General features: G+C 60.2%; 8 protein-coding genes and 2 pseudogenes. 6 read left to right on the top strand and 4 right to left on the bottom strand.

The window, feature by feature from the left end:
- The first annotated feature begins 171 nt into the window (after positions 1-171).
- Both putA and FBY04_RS01290 read left to right on the top strand, forming a co-directional pair.
- Positions 172-4,125 (top strand): trifunctional transcriptional regulator/proline dehydrogenase/L-glutamate gamma-semialdehyde dehydrogenase, encoded by a 3,954-nt coding sequence (gene putA, locus FBY04_RS01295; protein WP_084320974.1) that lies wholly within the window; start codon positions 172-174, stop codon positions 4,123-4,125.
- Between the two features lie 237 nt (positions 4,126-4,362).
- Positions 4,363-6,165: an acyl-CoA dehydrogenase gene (locus tag FBY04_RS01290; protein WP_145314306.1), complete on the top strand. Its 1,803-nt coding sequence runs from the start codon at positions 4,363-4,365 to the stop codon at positions 6,163-6,165.
- A gap of 147 nt (positions 6,166-6,312) precedes the next feature.
- On the opposite strand, the gene FBY04_RS33105 is transcribed toward FBY04_RS01290, so the two are convergent.
- The 4 genes and pseudogenes from FBY04_RS33105 to FBY04_RS01275 form a co-directional block, all read right to left on the bottom strand.
- Complete coding sequence (locus FBY04_RS33105; RefSeq protein ID WP_371927685.1) at positions 6,313-7,044, bottom strand: methyl-accepting chemotaxis protein; 732 nt, start codon at positions 7,042-7,044, stop codon at positions 6,313-6,315.
- A 132-nt stretch (positions 7,045-7,176) separates the two neighbouring features.
- Positions 7,177-8,205, bottom strand: a pseudogene (locus FBY04_RS33100) (cache domain-containing protein); the annotation flags it as partial.
- Between the two features lie 145 nt (positions 8,206-8,350).
- Positions 8,351-8,653: a cell division protein ZapA gene (locus FBY04_RS01280; RefSeq protein WP_084320977.1), complete on the bottom strand. Its 303-nt coding sequence runs from the start codon at positions 8,651-8,653 to the stop codon at positions 8,351-8,353.
- Positions 8,650-8,859 carry a hypothetical protein gene (locus tag FBY04_RS01275; protein WP_008025106.1) on the bottom strand — a complete coding sequence of 70 codons (210 nt, stop codon included), beginning with the start codon at positions 8,857-8,859 and terminating at the stop codon, positions 8,650-8,652. Before FBY04_RS01275 ends, FBY04_RS01280 begins: the two co-directional genes overlap by 4 nt.
- Positions 8,860-9,143: 284 nt before the next feature.
- Here FBY04_RS01275 and FBY04_RS33095 point away from each other — a divergent pair.
- The 4 genes and pseudogenes from FBY04_RS33095 to mscK form a co-directional block, all read left to right on the top strand.
- Positions 9,144-10,028, top strand: a pseudogene (locus FBY04_RS33095) (MCP four helix bundle domain-containing protein); the annotation flags it as partial.
- Positions 10,011-10,883 (top strand): methyl-accepting chemotaxis protein, encoded by an 873-nt coding sequence (locus FBY04_RS33090; RefSeq protein WP_371927684.1) that lies wholly within the window; start codon positions 10,011-10,013, stop codon positions 10,881-10,883. The pseudogene FBY04_RS33095 and the gene FBY04_RS33090, both read left to right, overlap by 18 nt.
- A 263-nt stretch (positions 10,884-11,146) precedes the next feature.
- Complete coding sequence (locus FBY04_RS01265) at positions 11,147-12,889, top strand: potassium/proton antiporter (RefSeq protein ID WP_084320978.1); 1,743 nt, start codon at positions 11,147-11,149, stop codon at positions 12,887-12,889.
- Positions 12,890-12,923: 34 nt separating this feature from the next.
- Positions 12,924-16,274: a mechanosensitive channel MscK gene (gene mscK, locus FBY04_RS01260; protein WP_145314303.1), complete on the top strand. Its 3,351-nt coding sequence runs from the start codon at positions 12,924-12,926 to the stop codon at positions 16,272-16,274.
- The last annotated feature ends 47 nt before the right edge of the window (positions 16,275-16,321 follow it).

Genomic DNA, 16,321 nt, shown 5'->3' with positions numbered 1-16,321 from the left:
AATTAAAAGCACCAAGCAAGTGCGGTACGTCCGTACCGGAATTTAATTCCTGACGAGCTGCTTATTATTCCGACAAAAAAAGGGTTGCACCCGGTTGCACCTCAAAGATTGCCCAGCTAATCTTGCCGCCAGCTGATGCCACGCGGTCGTGGCAAACATGAGGATAAAAATATGGCTACCACCACCCTTGGGGTCAAACTTGATGACCCGACCCGCGAGCGCCTAAAGGCCGCCGCGACCTCGATTGATCGCACGCCGCACTGGCTGATCAAGCAGGCAATTTTCAATTACCTGGAAAAACTCGAGGGTGGTGCAACCCTGACCGAGCTGAACGGCCTGACCGCCAAAGAAGCTGACGACAGTGGCGAAGTCCATGTCGACCACGCGCACCAGTGCTTCCTCGAGTTCGCCGAAAGCATCCTGCCGCAATCGGTACTGCGCGCTTCGATCACCGCTGCTTACCGTCGTCCTGAGCCGGAAGTGGTGCCTATGCTGATCGAACAGGCTCGCTTGCCGGTCGCCATGGCCGAAGCCACCAACAAGCTGGCTGCCTCGATTGCCGAAAAACTGCGCAATCAGAAGAGCGCCGGCGGCCGAGCCGGGATTGTTCAAGGCCTGTTGCAGGAATTTTCCCTGTCGTCCCAGGAAGGCGTGGCGCTGATGTGCCTCGCCGAAGCGCTGCTGCGCATCCCGGACAAAGGCACTCGCGACGCACTGATTCGCGACAAAATCAGCACCGGCAACTGGCAGCCGCACTTGGGCAACAGCCCGTCGCTGTTCGTCAACGCCGCCACCTGGGGTCTGCTGCTGACCGGCAAACTGGTCGCCACCCATAATGAAGCGGGCCTGACTTCTTCCCTGAGCCGCATCATCGGCAAGAGCGGCGAGCCGATGATCCGCAAGGGCGTCGACATGGCCATGCGCCTGATGGGCGAGCAGTTCGTCACCGGTGAAACCATCGCCGAAGCCCTGGCCAACGCCAGCAAGTTCGAAGCCAAAGGCTTCCGCTATTCCTACGACATGCTGGGTGAAGCCGCACTCACCGAGCACGACGCCCAGAAGTACCTGGCCTCGTACGAACAAGCCATCCACTCGATCGGCAAAGCGTCCCACGGTCGTGGGATTTATGAAGGCCCGGGCATTTCCATCAAGCTCTCGGCACTGCACCCGCGTTACAGCCGTGCGCAGTACGAGCGCGTGATGGACGAGTTGTACCCGCGCCTGTTGTCGCTGACCCTGCTGGCCAAGCAATACGACATCGGCCTGAACATCGACGCCGAAGAAGCAGACCGCCTCGAGCTGTCGCTGGATCTGCTGGAGCGCCTGTGCTTCGAGCCGCAATTGACCGGCTGGAACGGCATCGGTTTCGTGATCCAGGCCTATCAGAAGCGTTGCCCGTATGTGATCGATTACGTAATCGACCTGGCGCGTCGCAGCCGTCATCGCCTGATGATCCGACTGGTAAAAGGCGCGTACTGGGATAGCGAAATCAAGCGCGCCCAGGTCGAAGGCCTGGAAGGCTATCCGGTCTACACCCGCAAGGTGTACACCGACGTTTCCTACATCGCCTGCGCACGCAAACTGCTGTCGGTGCCGGAAGTCATCTACCCGCAGTTCGCCACGCACAACGCCCACACCCTGTCGGCCATTTACCACATTGCCGGTCAGAACTATTACCCGGGTCAGTACGAGTTCCAGTGCCTGCACGGCATGGGTGAACCGCTGTACGAACAGGTTGTAGGTAAAGTTTCCGAAGGCAAGCTGAACCGTCCGTGCCGCGTGTACGCTCCGGTCGGCACTCACGAAACACTGTTGGCGTACCTGGTGCGTCGCCTGCTGGAAAACGGCGCGAACACCTCGTTCGTTAACCGGATCGCCGACCAGTCCATTTCGATTCAGGAGCTGGTGGCCGATCCAGTGGCCAGCATCGAGCAGATGGCGACGCTGGAAGGCGGCTTCGGCCTGCCGCACCCGCGTATTCCGCTGCCGCGTGATCTTTATGGTGCCGAGCGCGCCAACTCCAGCGGCATCGACATGGCCAACGAACATCGTCTGGCTTCGCTGTCGTGTGCTTTGCTGGCCACTGCTCATAACCACTGGAAAGCCGCGCCGATGCTCGGTTGCGTCTCCAGCACTGAAACGCCTGCACCGGTATTGAACCCGTCCGACTTGCGCGACGTGGTCGGCCACGTACAGGAAGCCACCGTCGAAGACGTCGACAACGCGATCCAGTGCGCCCTCAACGCTGCGCCGATCTGGCAGGCCACCCCGCCCGCCGAACGCGCCGCGATTCTGGAACGTGCCGCCGATTTGATGGAAGGCGAGATCCAGCCGCTGATGGGCCTGTTGGCTCGCGAAGCCGGCAAGACCTTCGCCAACGCCATCGCCGAAGTGCGTGAAGCCGTGGACTTCCTGCGTTATTACGCCGTGCAGGCGCGCAACGATTTCACCAACGACGCCCACCGCCCGCTGGGCCCGGTGGTCTGCATCAGCCCTTGGAACTTCCCGCTGGCGATCTTCAGCGGCCAGGTCGCTGCAGCACTGGCCGCCGGTAACCCGGTATTGGCCAAGCCTGCGGAGCAAACCCCGCTGGTCGCGGCTCAAGCCGTGCGCCTGATGCTCGAAGCCGGGATTCCGGAAGGCGTGCTGCAACTGCTGCCGGGCCGTGGCGAAACCGTAGGTGCGCGTCTGGTCGGTGACGACCGGGTCAAAGGCGTGATGTTCACCGGTTCCACCGAAGTTGCTCGCTTGCTGCAACGTAACGTCGCCGGTCGCCTGGATGCACAGGGTCGTCCGATTCCGCTGATCGCTGAAACGGGCGGCCAGAACGCGATGATCGTCGACTCCTCGGCACTGACCGAACAAGTCGTGATCGACGTGGTGTCGTCGGCCTTCGACAGCGCCGGTCAACGTTGCTCGGCTCTGCGTGTACTTTGCTTGCAGGAAGATTCCGCAGACCGCGTCATCGAAATGCTCAAGGGCGCCATGGCTGAATGCCGACTCGGCAACCCGGAGCGCCTGTCCGTAGACATCGGCCCGGTGATCGACGCCGAAGCCAAGGCTGGCATCGAGAAGCACATCCAGGCCATGCGTGACAAAGGTCGCAATGTGTATCAGGTGGCGATTGCCAACAGCGAAGAAGTCAAACGCGGCACCTTCGTGATGCCAACGCTGATCGAACTGGAAAGCTTTGACGAACTGCAACGCGAGATCTTCGGTCCGGTGCTGCACGTGGTTCGCTACAAGCGCAAGGACATCGACCAGTTGATCGGCCAGATCAACGCTTCCGGTTATGGCCTGACCCTGGGCGTGCACACCCGCATCGACGAGACCATCGCCAAGGTGATCGACAACGTCAATGCCGGTAACGTCTACGTGAACCGCAACATCGTTGGCGCCGTGGTCGGCGTGCAACCGTTCGGTGGCGAAGGCCTGTCGGGCACCGGCCCGAAAGCCGGTGGTCCGTTGTACCTGTACCGCCTGCTGTCGACACGTCCTACCGATGCAATCGAACAATCCTTCGCTCGCGGCGACGCCGTCACTGCACCGGATGTTCGTCTGCGTGACGCCATGAGCAAACCGTTGACCGCGCTGCAAGCCTGGGCCGACAGCAACAAGTTCAGCGACCTGAGCGCCCTGTGCGCGCAGTTCGCGGCGCAATCGCAAAGCGGGATCACCCGTGTTCTGGCGGGCCCGACCGGCGAACGCAACAGCTACGCCATCCTGCCGCGTGAACACGTGCTGTGCCTGGCGGAAGTCGAAGGCGATCTGCTGACGCAACTGGCGGCGGTATTGGCCGTCGGCGGTTCGGCCGTATGGCCGGAAGCTGACTTGACCAAGGCACTGTTCGCACGTCTGCCGAAGGAAGTTCAGGCGAAGATCAAACGGGTTGCCGACTGGAACAAGGACGAAGTGGTGTTTGATGCAGTTCTGCATCACGGCCATTCCGACCAGCTGCGTGCGGTGTGTCAGCAAGTGGCCAAGCGTGCCGGGGCGATTGTCGGGGTCCATGGGTTGTCCCAAGGCGAGACCAACATTGCGCTGGAACGTCTGGTGATCGAGCGTGCGCTGAGTGTTAACACCGCGGCGGCGGGTGGTAATGCGAGCTTGATGACGATCGGCTAATCACCGATTCGTAAAGCGACACAAAATGGGCGCCCTTACCGGCGCCCATTTTTTTGCTTTGCAGGAGCCGGCTTGCTGGCGATCAATGCACTGCGGTGGCTCTGATGCACCGCCATCGCCAGCAAGCCGGCTCCTACAAGGTTCGTGTTTGGCCTGTGCATCACCGACATCAATCATCCTGTTCAGCCTCTATTCCCACGCCTAGACTCGGCCCATTCCAAAAAAAGGTAGGCCGCCATGTCCGAGACGTTGCTCAGTTCCCGCAATCTGGCTTTCGAGCTGTACGAAGTCCTCGATGCCGAAGGCCTGACCCAGCGTGAGCGTTTCGCCGAGCACAACCGCGAAACCTTCGATGCTGCCATCGGCACCGCTCGCAGCATTGCCGAGAAGTTCTTCGCCCCGCACAACCGCAAGGGTGACGAGAACGAGCCACGCTACGAGGATGGTCAGGCGATTCTGATTCCGGAAGTCAAACCGGCGGTGGATGCCTTTCTCGAAGCTGGCTTCCTCAACGCCGCGCGCAGTTTCGACGCCGGCGGCATGCAACTTCCTACGCTGTTGTCCCAGGCCTGCTTCGCGCATTTTCAGTCAGCCAACGCGGCGTCGACCTCGTACCCGTTCCTGACCATGGGCGCGGCGAACCTGATCGAAAGCTTCGGCACGGATGAGCAGAAACAACGCTTCCTGCAACCGATGATCGACGGCCGCTTTTTCGGCACCATGGCGCTGACCGAACCCCATGCCGGTTCGTCGCTATCGGATATTCGTACGCGCGCGGAGCCGGCGTCTGACGGTACTTATCGCCTGAAGGGCAACAAGATTTTCATCTCCGGCGGCGATCACCCGCTGTCGGAAAACATCGTGCACATGGTGCTGGCCAAGTTGCCGGACGCACCGGCCGGGGTGAAGGGCATTTCGCTGTTTATCGTGCCCAAGTTCCTGGTCAACGATGACGGCAGCCTGGGCAAACGCAATGACGTGTTGCTGGCCGGTCTGTTCCACAAGATGGGCTGGCGCGGCACCACCTCCACGGCGCTGAACTTCGGCGACAACGGCGAGTGCGTCGGCTATCTGGTGGGCAAGCCGCACCACGGTTTGAGCTACATGTTCCAGATGATGAACGAGGCGCGGATCGGCGTCGGCATGGGCGCGGTGATGCTCGGTTACGCCGGTTACCTGTATTCGCTGGAGTACGCGCGCGAACGTCCACAGGGCCGCGTGCCAGACAGCAAGGACCCGAACACCGCGCCAGTGGCGATCATTCAACATGCCGACGTGAAACGCATGTTGCTGACGCAAAAAGCCTACGTCGAAGGCTCGTTCGACCTTGGGCTGTATGCGGCGCGATTGTTCGATGACACCACGACGCTTGCGACCGAAGCAGAGCGCAAACAGGCGCATGAACTGCTGGACTTGCTGACGCCGATCGTCAAATCCTGGCCGTCGGAGTTTTGCCTGAAGGCCAACGAACTGGCGATCCAGATTCTCGGCGGTCACGGCTATACCCGTGAGTATCCGGTGGAGCAGTACTACCGCGACAACCGCCTGAACCCGATTCATGAAGGCACCCACGGCATTCAGTCGCTCGACCTGTTGGGGCGCAAACTGGCGCAGAACGGAGGTGCGGGGCTCAAGCAGTTGATCCGTCTGATCGCCGATACTGCCGAGCGCGCTCATGCATACGAATCGTTAACCCCGTTGCGTGAGCCACTGGAGAAACTGGTAGCGCGCTTGCAGACAGTGACCATTGGCCTGCTGACCGATCTGGGGCAAGGCAAGGTCAACAGCAGCCTGGCGAACTCGGCGCTGTACCTGAAAGTGTTCGGGCACACGGTGATTGGCTGGCGCTGGCTGGAGCAGGCGATCCGTGCCGAGGAAGGGTTGGCCAAGGGGAATGCGGCGGATGTGAGCTTCTATAAAGGCAAACTGCAGGCGGCGCGGTATTTCCTGACGTGGGAAGTGCCGGGTTGCCACCATGAATTGGCGCTTCTTGAGGCGCGGGATGATGTTTGTCTTGGGATGCAGGATAAGTGGTTTTAACTAAAGCACTTGTAGTGCTGCTGAAATCCAATCGCGGGCAAGCCCGCTCCCACAGGATCTCTGTGTTGAACACATTCGCTGTTAACAACACTGATCCCTGTGGGAGCGGGCTTGCCCGCGATGGCGTCAGCACGAGCGACGCATTTATCAGCTCAACCGAAACCCACCCATCTGCCGCGCCAGATCATCCGCCAACCGCTGCAACGTCTGACAGTCTTCACGGCATGCTCTCACTTCGCCTGCCGTCGCCCGGGCCAGATCTGAAATCCCCTGCACATTGCGGTTGATCTCTTCCGTCACCGCCGATTGCTCTTCCGTCGCGGTCGCCACTTGATGATTCATATCGCTGATGCGCTCGACCTGCCCGGTAATCGCCGTCAACGACGCCCCGGTGCGCTGGCTCGATTCAACCCCGGTGCCAGTCGCCGCTTGCCCGGTGTGCATCGACGACACCGCATTCTCCGCGCCTTGCTTGAGGCTGCCGATCATCTGCTGAATCTCGTCGGTGGACGACTGTGTGCGTCGGGCCAGCGTCCGGACTTCATCCGCCACCACCGCAAATCCACGGCCCATGTCCCCGGCCCGCGCCGCTTCGATGGCCGCGTTCAATGCCAGCAAGTTGGTCTGCTCGGAAATCCCGCGAATCACGGCCAGCACCTGATCGATGGACGCCACCTGATTGGCCAACTCGCCTACCGCACTAGCGGCGTGGCCAATTTCATCGGACATGCTTTCTATATGCCGGATCGAACCACCGACCACTTCCCGCGCCTGCATCGCCTCATCGCGAGCATTTTGCGAAGCAACCGCCGCGTTGCCGGCGTTCTGCGCGATTTCCTGCACGGTCAGGCCCATCTCGTGAACGGCGGTGGCGACCATGTCGGTCATTTCCTGCTGGCGGCCGGAACGTTCAGCGGTGTTGTCCACCACCCGCGCCACTTGACCGACAGCCGTGCGCAAGCGCTCGCTGGTGGTCAGCACTTCGCCGATCATCTCGCGCTGACTGTCGAGGAATCGATTGAAGCCACGGGCCAGGTCACCCAGCTCATCGGCACGGCTGGAATCTAACCTGTGGGTCAAATCTCCACCACCGCTACCGATGGCTACCAGCGCCGCTGTTACCTGACGAATCGGACGCACCAGGCCACGGGCCAGCAACACCACCAGCAACAGGCACACCAGCGCCACCGCCAGGCCGATGCCGCTACTCATCCACATGGCGCGACGGGCCTCGGCGTAGATCTGCGACTGTGGCACTTCGGCCACCAGGGTCCAGCCCAGATCCCGCAGCGGCAGGCTCAACGCCAGATAATCTTCGCCGCCGCGCACGAAGCTACTGTTGGTGGCAACTTTTTGACCCATGACGGTTTGCGCAGCCGGTGCGCCGATCTGCTCGGCCAGTGTGCGCTTGCCGCTGAATTGCGCCTCGGGATGAACCTGGATCAGACCGTCGGAACGCACGAGATAGACCTTGCCGCGCTCACCAAAGTTGAAGTTGTGGATCAGCTCCGACAGCTCTTTCATGCTCAACCCAAGGCCCGCAACGCCCACGACTTTGCCGGCCTGCTCGACCTTGAGGTCGATGAACAGCGCCAATTCTCCGGTCGCGGTGTCATTGTCGATATTGAGGGTGCGCGGTTGGCTGCTGTCGAGGAACGTGTAGAACCAGGCGTCTTTGGGGTTAGAACGGCTGAGGCTCCGGTCCAGACCTTTTTCAGTGAAATAGTGGTTTGAAGCCGTACCGACGATCAGCGCGGTAAAGGCTTTGTGTTCGGCGCGGATGCCTTCCAGATACTCCACGAACGCGGCGGTCTGGGCAGCATTTTCGCCGCCGGCCAGCCAGTCACGCACCATGCTGTTGCTGGCGATGTCCTTGGCGGCGGTGAGGGGTTGCACGAGGATGCGCTCGATGTCGTTGCGCATCGCTTCGATGCTCGACGGCAGCGCTTGTTCGACCAGATAACGCTGGGCGAGGCGGTTGACCACGAGGGTATAAATGCCAACCACGATCAGAATACTGACCAGCAGGGCGGTGCCCATACTGAGGATCAACTGCCATTGAATACTGCGTCGCCAGAACTGCATGGAGCACCCCCAAAGAATAAGAGGCTGAAACACTGCAACAGCCGTGCCGATTGTATACAACGCAATCGACAATCTATTCTTTGGTTGTGCGCAAAGCCGATCAGGCCTGATTGATTGTCTTGGAGATCACTTCAACCGTGGCGCTGACTTGCTCTTGGTAACGGTCGAGTTCGAGCTTGTGTTGCTTTTGCATTTCGATCTGCTGAGAGCACAGATTCATCGCGGCCAGCACCAGCAAGCGGTCACCGATCAGCGTCGGGTACTTTCGTTTGGTGTCTGCCAAAGCGGCTTTCAACATCATTGCGGCGTCCAGCAGGGTTTGCTCTTCCCCGGCCGGCGCCTTGATCGAATAGTCCTCCCCCAGGATCGAGACGACTTTTACCCCTGCGGCGCCATAACTCATGCGCTGACCGGGCCGGCGCTGACGCGTTCAACCAGGGCCTGAATGCGGGCGGCGGTGGCGCCTTGTTTCTCTTCCTGTTCCATCAGGCTCAGTTGCAGGCTTTCGTTTTCATCCTTGGCCTGGGCCAGTTCTGCGCTCAGGGTCTGGTTCTGTTGAACAAGGTCGCTGACCAGCTGTTCCAATTGACTTAGGGATGCTTCCAACATTTTGATTTTCCAAGCTTTTTCAAAGGGCGCGTACGATAAAGAAAAGTCACCACGGATGCCAGGGTTATTGGGGCGCAAGGCCTTGATTTTCCTGGCGGGCGACCTTCCTCGCGAACTTTAAAGACTGTGATTGGCGGATCTGGTTCCTGCACTTCGTCGCCAACAAAACAAAGATCCCCCTGCAGGAGCGAACTTGCTCGCGAAAGACGTCCAGACAACGCGTTTATCCAGGCCGCACGCGTTAACGTTAACGTCCTTCGCGAGCAAGCTCGCTCCTACAGGTAATGGTCTTACTGCGACAAATACGCACAGGCACTCAAGACTTTAGTCGTATGACCGATAAGTCACTCATACGTCAGTCCCAGCGCCGCACGGCTGCGCTCATTTCGGTAAACACCATGTCCCTTCGTAATATGAATATCGCACCGCGGGCGTTCCTCGGCTTCGCCCTGATTGGCGGTTTGATGCTGGTTTTGGGGGTGTTTGCCTTGAACCAGATGAGCAAGATTCGCGGTGCCGGTGAAGACATCGCATCCATGAGCGTACCGAGCATCAAAAGCCTGGATGAGTTCACCCAGCTGACCTTGCGTCTTCGGGTTCTGTCCTATCGTTTGCTGGTCAACCGCGAACCTGATGTTCAGCAGAAAACCATGGAACTGTTCGACCTGCGCAACCAGCAGATCCGCGATGCCCAGAAAGTCTACGAGCAACTGATCGATGGCCCGGAAGAACGCGCTGCCTATGATAAGTACGTGCAGTTGCTGGCGCAGTATCGCCAACTCGAAGAGCGGATGAAGACGTTCTCGCGCAACAATCAGATCGACGACCTGCGCAAGATGTTGAACACCGAGTTGCTCGCCAACTCTGAAGAAGTCAACGCAGCCCTCGCGAAGTTGCTTGAAATCAATACCCTGCAGATCGACAAAACAGATCGCAATGCAGGTGACCAGTATTCGATGTCCTTCAATCTGGTGATCACCTTGCTGGTCATCGCCACCGGCCTGACCGTACTGTTTGCCTGGTTGCTGACCAACAGCATCACCAAGCCGATCGCCAAGGCCTTGAGCGCTGCCGAAGAAATCGCCGAAGGCAACCTGACTCGCCCGATCACCGTCGATGGCGAAGACGAAGCCGGTCGTTTGCTGCTGGCCATGTCGAAGATGCAGGACAAGCTGCGCGACACCCTGCAGCGGATTTCCGGCTCGGCCACGCAGTTGGCCTCTGCCGCCGAGGAGCTCAACAGCGTCACCGACGAAAGCGCCCGTGGCCTGACCCAGCAGAACAACGAGATCGAACAGGCCGCCACCGCGGTCAACGAAATGACCAGCGCCGTGGAAGAAGTGGCACGCAACGCGGTGAGCACGTCCGAAGCCTCGAAGAACGCCACCACGTCGGCGGGCGACGGCCGTGACCTGGTTCAGGAAACCGTCAGCGCCATCGAACGCATGAGCGCCGATGTGCAGAGCACTGCCACGCTGATTGGCGACCTGGCGAATGAATCCCGTGACATCGGCAAGGTGCTGGACGTGATCCGCGGCCTGGCCGACCAGACCAACCTGCTGGCGTTGAACGCGGCGATCGAAGCTGCGCGCGCCGGTGAAGCCGGTCGTGGTTTTGCGGTGGTGGCGGATGAGGTCCGCGCCCTGGCGCATCGCACCCAGCAGTCGACCAGTGAAATCGAACGGATGATCGGCAGCATTCAAAGCGGCACCGAACACGCAGTGGATTCGATGCGCAACAGCACCGAGCGCGCCGAATCGACCTTGAACATTGCTCGCGGCGCGGGGATGTCGCTGGACACCATCAACAGCGCCATCGTCGAAATCAACGAACGCAACCTGGTCATCGCCAGCGCGGCTGAAGAGCAGGCGCAGGTCGCTCGGGAAGTGGATCGCAACCTGGTGAACATTCGTGATCTGTCGGTGCAATCGGCGACCGGGGCCAATCAGACGAGCGCGGCGAGCAACGAACTGTCGCGATTGGCAGTGGACCTGAACACAATGGTTGGACGGTTTAGTCTCTGACCCGCTAACACCAGATGCTCGTGATACGTCGATCCGGAACATCCCCCGATCTGTAGAAGCCGGCTTGCTGGCGATGGCGATTTCACAGACGCCATCGCCAGCAAGCCGGCTCCTACAAGGGATCGCGTGTAGACGGATCATGTGTCGGGCTTTTGATCTGCAAAAGCTTTTTGACAGCATCACATTTCAACAGGTTAGAATCGCTGGCACGCAGACTGCATGGTCAGTTTGTGCCCGCCTTTCAGCTTTCTGGAGTATTGCCTTTGAATGCGACAACCATCAACAGCCTGTTCTTGATCGGCGCGTTGCTGGTAGGTGCGAGCATTCTGGTGAGCTCACTTTCGTCCCGCCTCGGCATCCCGATTCTGGTGATTATCCTGGCCGTGGGCATGGCGGCCGGCGTCGACGGCGGCGGCATTATTTTCGATAACTACCCAACGGCCTATCTGGTCGGCAACCTCGCATTGGCGGTCATCCTGCTCGACGGTGGTTTGCGAACCCGGGTGTCGAGTTTCCGCGTGGCGTTATGGCCGGCACTGTCGCTGGCCACCGTCGGCGTGCTGATCACCACCGGGCTGACCGGCATGGCCGCGGCGTGGCTGTTCAATCTGAACCTGATTCAAGGCCTGCTGATCGGTGCCATCGTCGGCTCCACGGATGCCGCGGCGGTGTTCTCGCTGCTCGGCGGCAAGGGCCTGAACGAACGGGTCACCGCCAGCCTCGAGATCGAATCCGGCAGCAACGATCCGATGGCGGTGTTCCTCACCGTCACCCTGATCGACATGCTCGCCAGCGGCGAAACCGGCCTGCACTGGAACCTGCTGGTGCATCTGGTGCGCGAGTTCGGCATCGGCGGCGTGATCGGCCTGGGTGGCGGCTGGCTGATGCTGCAACTGGTCAACCGGATCAATCTGGCCACAGGCCTTTATCCGATTCTGGTGATTGCCGGCGGTCTGGTGGTGTTCGCCTTGACCAACGCCCTGCACGGCAGCGGCTTCCTCGCGGTTTACCTGTGCGGCCTGGTGATCGGCAACCGTCCGGTGCGCAGCCGTCACGGCATCTTGCACATGCTCGACGGCATGGCCTGGCTGGCGCAGATCGGCATGTTCCTGGTGCTGGGTCTGTTGGTTACGCCGCACGACTTGCTGCCGATTGCCCTGCCCGCGCTAGGCCTGGCGCTGTGGATGATCCTGTTTGCACGGCCGCTGTCGGTGCTGGTCGGCCTGCTGCCCTTCAAGGCCTTCCACGGTCGAGAGAAAGCCTTTATTTCCTGGGTCGGCCTGCGCGGCGCGGTCCCGATCATTCTGGCGGTGTTCCCGCTGATGGCCGGCCTGCCCAACGCCCAGCTCTACTTCAACCTCGCCTTCTTTATTGTGCTGGTGTCGTTGCTGGTACAAGGGACGAGCCTGCCGTGGATCGCCAAACTGTTAAAGGTGACGGTGCCACCGGAACCTGCGCCGATCTCGCGCTCAGCCCTGGAAGTGCATGTCACCAGCGAGTGGGAGCTGTTCGTTTATCGCCTCGGTGCTGAAAAATGGTGCATCGGTTCGCCCCTTCGCGAACTGAAAATGCCCGAAGGCACACGCATCGCTGCACTGTTTCGCGGCCAGCAACTGCTCCATCCGTCGGGTAGTACGGTGCTCGAAGTCGATGATTTGCTCTGCGTAATCGGCCACGAACACAACCTGCCGGCCCTTGGAAAACTGTTTAGCCAGGCGCCTCAACGGGGCCTCGATTTGCGCTTCTTCGGTGACTTCGTACTCGAAGGAGATGCCCAGCTGGCGGCGGTTGCTGCCCTGTACGGGCTGAAAGTCGAAGGCATCGATCCGGACATGACGCTGGCCAGTTTCATTGCTCACAAAGTGGGCGGTGCGCCAGTCGTGGGTGACCAGGTGGAGTGGAACAACACCATCTGGACCGTCGCGGTCATGGAAGGGAACAAGATCGGCAAAGTGGGCGTCAGATTCCCCGAAGGAAGTCGCCCGGGTCCGGGACTCTTCCTCTAAACTCCACACTTCGTCTCGTTTTCGATCGGTCTCTATGTCAACCCTGCGCACCTTTTTCATCATGGCCCTGCTGGGCTTGAGTCTTTCTGTCGGTCCGTTGCAAGCGGCCGAACCGCCGTCCAGCGAAGCCGTGCAGGCGAGCCTGGACAAGATCGCCGAGCGCAAACTGCCGGAAGCCGATCAGAAAGCCCTGCAGACCCTCCTGCAAGCTACGCTGACCCAACTCGACAACAAGCGTGATTACGAGCAGAAGCTGACCGCTCTCAAGCAGCAGCTCGCCACCGCGCCCAAACAGAACATCGAGAACCAGCGCGAACTGACTCGCCTCAAGGCCACCAGCCTGCCGCCGGTGGCGCAACGCTATACCAAAGAGTCTATTCAGCAGCTGGAGCAGATGCTCACCGAGCGCTCGACCCAGCAAAGCGACCTGCAAAAAGCCCTCGCCGAAGCGAACAGCCTGGTCATTACCGCCCAGACCCGGCCCGAGCGCGCCCAGGCTGAAATTTCCAGCAGCCAGACGCGCATCCAGCAGATCAATAACATCCTCAAGACTGGCAAGGACAACGGCAAGACCTTGAGCAGCGAACAGCGTGATCTGCTCAACGCCGAGCTGGCGGCACTGAACGCGCTGATCCCGCTGCGCCGCCAGGAACTGGCCGGCAACAACCAGTTGCAGGACCTGGGCAATAGCCAGCATGACTTGCTGACAGAAAAAACCGATCGCCTGGACCGGGAAATCCAGGAGCTGCAAACCCTGATCAACCAGAAACGCCTGGCCCAGTCTCAGGAGACGGTAACGCAGCAGTCCATCGAAGCTCAGAAGTCCGGCAGCAGCGCCCTGCTGGCCACCGAAAGCGCCGCCAATCTGAAGCTTTCCGACTACCTGCTCAAAAGCACTGACCGCTTGAACGTCGTCACCCAGCAGAACCTGCAAACCAGGCAGCAGCTGGACAACGTGACCCAGAGCGATTCGGCCCTGGACGAGCAAATCAACGTGCTCAAGGGCAGCCTGTTGCTGTCGAAGATTCTGTACAAACAGAAACAGGGCCTGCCGCACCTCAAGCTCGACCGTGACTTGGCCGACCAGATTGCCGACATCCGCCTGTATCAGTTCGAAGTCAGCCAGCAACGGGAATTGCTCAGCAACCCGGCGGCCTACGTCGACAACCTGCTCTCGACCCAACCTCCCGAGCAAGTCACCCCGCAATTGCGCAAAAGCCTGCTGGAACTGGCCACCACCCGCGCCGACCTGCTGGAGCGGCTGAACCGCGAACTCAGCGCGGTGCTTAACGAATCGATCACGCTGCAACTCAATCAGAAGCAGCTGCTCAGCACCGCGCAAAGCCTGCGGGCGACCCTCGATGAGCAGATGTTCTGGATTCCGAGCAACAAGCCGCTCGATCTTGAATGGATGCGCGGCGTGCCGGAACGCCTGCAACGCCAGGTGACGACCCTGCCGCTGGCGTCGAGCGTGAGTGAATTGACTGACGGCCTGACACAGCGACCGCTGCTGTTTCTGCCGTTGGTACTGCTGATCGGCGCCCTGCTGTGGCGACGCAAAAGCCTGTATGCCCGACTGAACAAGGTTCACCAGGACATCGGCCACTTCAAGCGTGACAGCCAGCTGCACACACCGCAGGCGATTCTGATCAATATTCTGTTGGCATTGCCGGTTTCGCTGGGCCTGGCCTTGTGCGGCCTTGCCTTGCAGATCGACGCCCGCGGGCAGAACGCCAACATGGGCTCGGCATTGTTGCAAATGGCCCAGGCCTGGCTGGTGTTCTACACCGCTTACCGGATCCTCGCGCCGGGCGGCGTGGCCGAACTGCACTTCCGCTGGGAAAAGCCTCAGGTCGAATTCCTCCAAAGCTGGATCCGTCGTCTCGGGCTGGTGGTCATGGCGCTGGTCGCGGTAGTGGCGGTTGCCGAGCTGCAACCGGCGGCGCTGGCCGATGATGTGCTGGGCATGCCGGTCGTACTGATCTGCTATGCCTTGATGGCCTGGCTGCTCAGCCGATTGCTGATCAGCAGCCCGGTGCACGAAAACGCCTCATTGTTCCGCAAAGCGGTCGGGGTACTGTTTACTGTCCTGCCTGTCGCGTTGTTCGTAGCGGTATGCTTCGGCTACTACTACACCGCACTCAAACTCAGCGACCGCTTGATCAATACGCTTTACCTGCTGATGTTCTGGCTGGTGATCGAAGCCACGTTCGTCCGTGGCCTGAGCGTTGCGGCACGTCGTCTCGCCTACCAGCGCGCCCTGGCCAAGCGTCAGGCGACGAAAGAGGCCGGCGATGGCGAAACAGTGATCGAAGAACCGACCCTGGACATCGAGAAGGTCAACGAGCAGTCGTTGCGCCTGATTCGTCTGGCGCTGCTCGGCGGCTTCATCGCTGCGCTGTACTGGGTCTGGTCCGACCTGATTTCGGTGTTCTCCTACCTCGACAACATCACCCTCTACGAGTACACCAGCGGCACCGGCGCCAACATGAGCATGGTGCCGATCAGCATCGGCGACATGCTCGGCGCGCTGATCATCATCGGCATCACCTTCGCCCTTGCACGCAACTTGCCAGGGCTGCTGGAAGTGTTCGTACTGTCGAAGCTGAACCTTGCGCAGGGCAGCGCCTACGCCACGACCACGTTGCTGTCTTACGTGATCGCCGGCATCGGTTTCGTCTCGACCCTGTCCACGCTCGGCGTGAGCTGGGACAAGTTGCAGTGGCTGGTGGCAGCGCTTTCGGTGGGACTTGGTTTCGGGATGCAGGAGATCTTTGCGAACTTCATCTCCGGCATCATGATCCTGTTCGAGCGCCCGGTGCGGATCGGCGACACCATCACCATCGGCAACCTGTCGGGCACGGTGAGCAAGATCCGCATCCGCGCCACGACCATCACCGACTTCGACCGCAAGGACATCATCGTCCCGAACAAGACATTCATTACCGGGCAACTGATCAACTGGTCCCTGACCGACACCATCACCCGGGTGACCTTGAAGCTCGGCGTCGATTACGGTTCGGACCTGGACCTGGTGAAAGAACTGTTGCTCAAAGCCGCACGGGACAACCCGCGCGTGCTGAAAGACCCGGAACCGCACGTCTACTTCCTGAACTTCGGCGAAAGCACCCTCGACCACGAGCTGCGCATGCATGTGCGCGACCTTGGCGACCGCAACCCGGTGCTCGATGAGGTCAACCGCTTCATCAACCGCGAGTTCAAGAAACAGCACATCAACATTTCGTTCCGGCAGATGGAGGTTTACCTGAAGAACCTGCACGGCCAGGAATACAAAATGGTGCCGATCGAACCGGAAGCCAAAACCATCGTGCCGCTGGTTGATGGCAAAACACCGCAAGAGCCGCCGCCCGCCAAACTCGACTAACGACTCTATCCCTAGCAGAATGCTCGGACATTCTGCTGGAGATGGCC

The organism is Pseudomonas sp. SJZ080, from assembly GCF_007828295.1.
Taxonomy (GTDB): domain Bacteria; phylum Pseudomonadota; class Gammaproteobacteria; order Pseudomonadales; family Pseudomonadaceae; genus Aquipseudomonas; species Aquipseudomonas migulae_A.
This window is presented reverse-complemented; position numbering and strand designations above follow the sequence as displayed.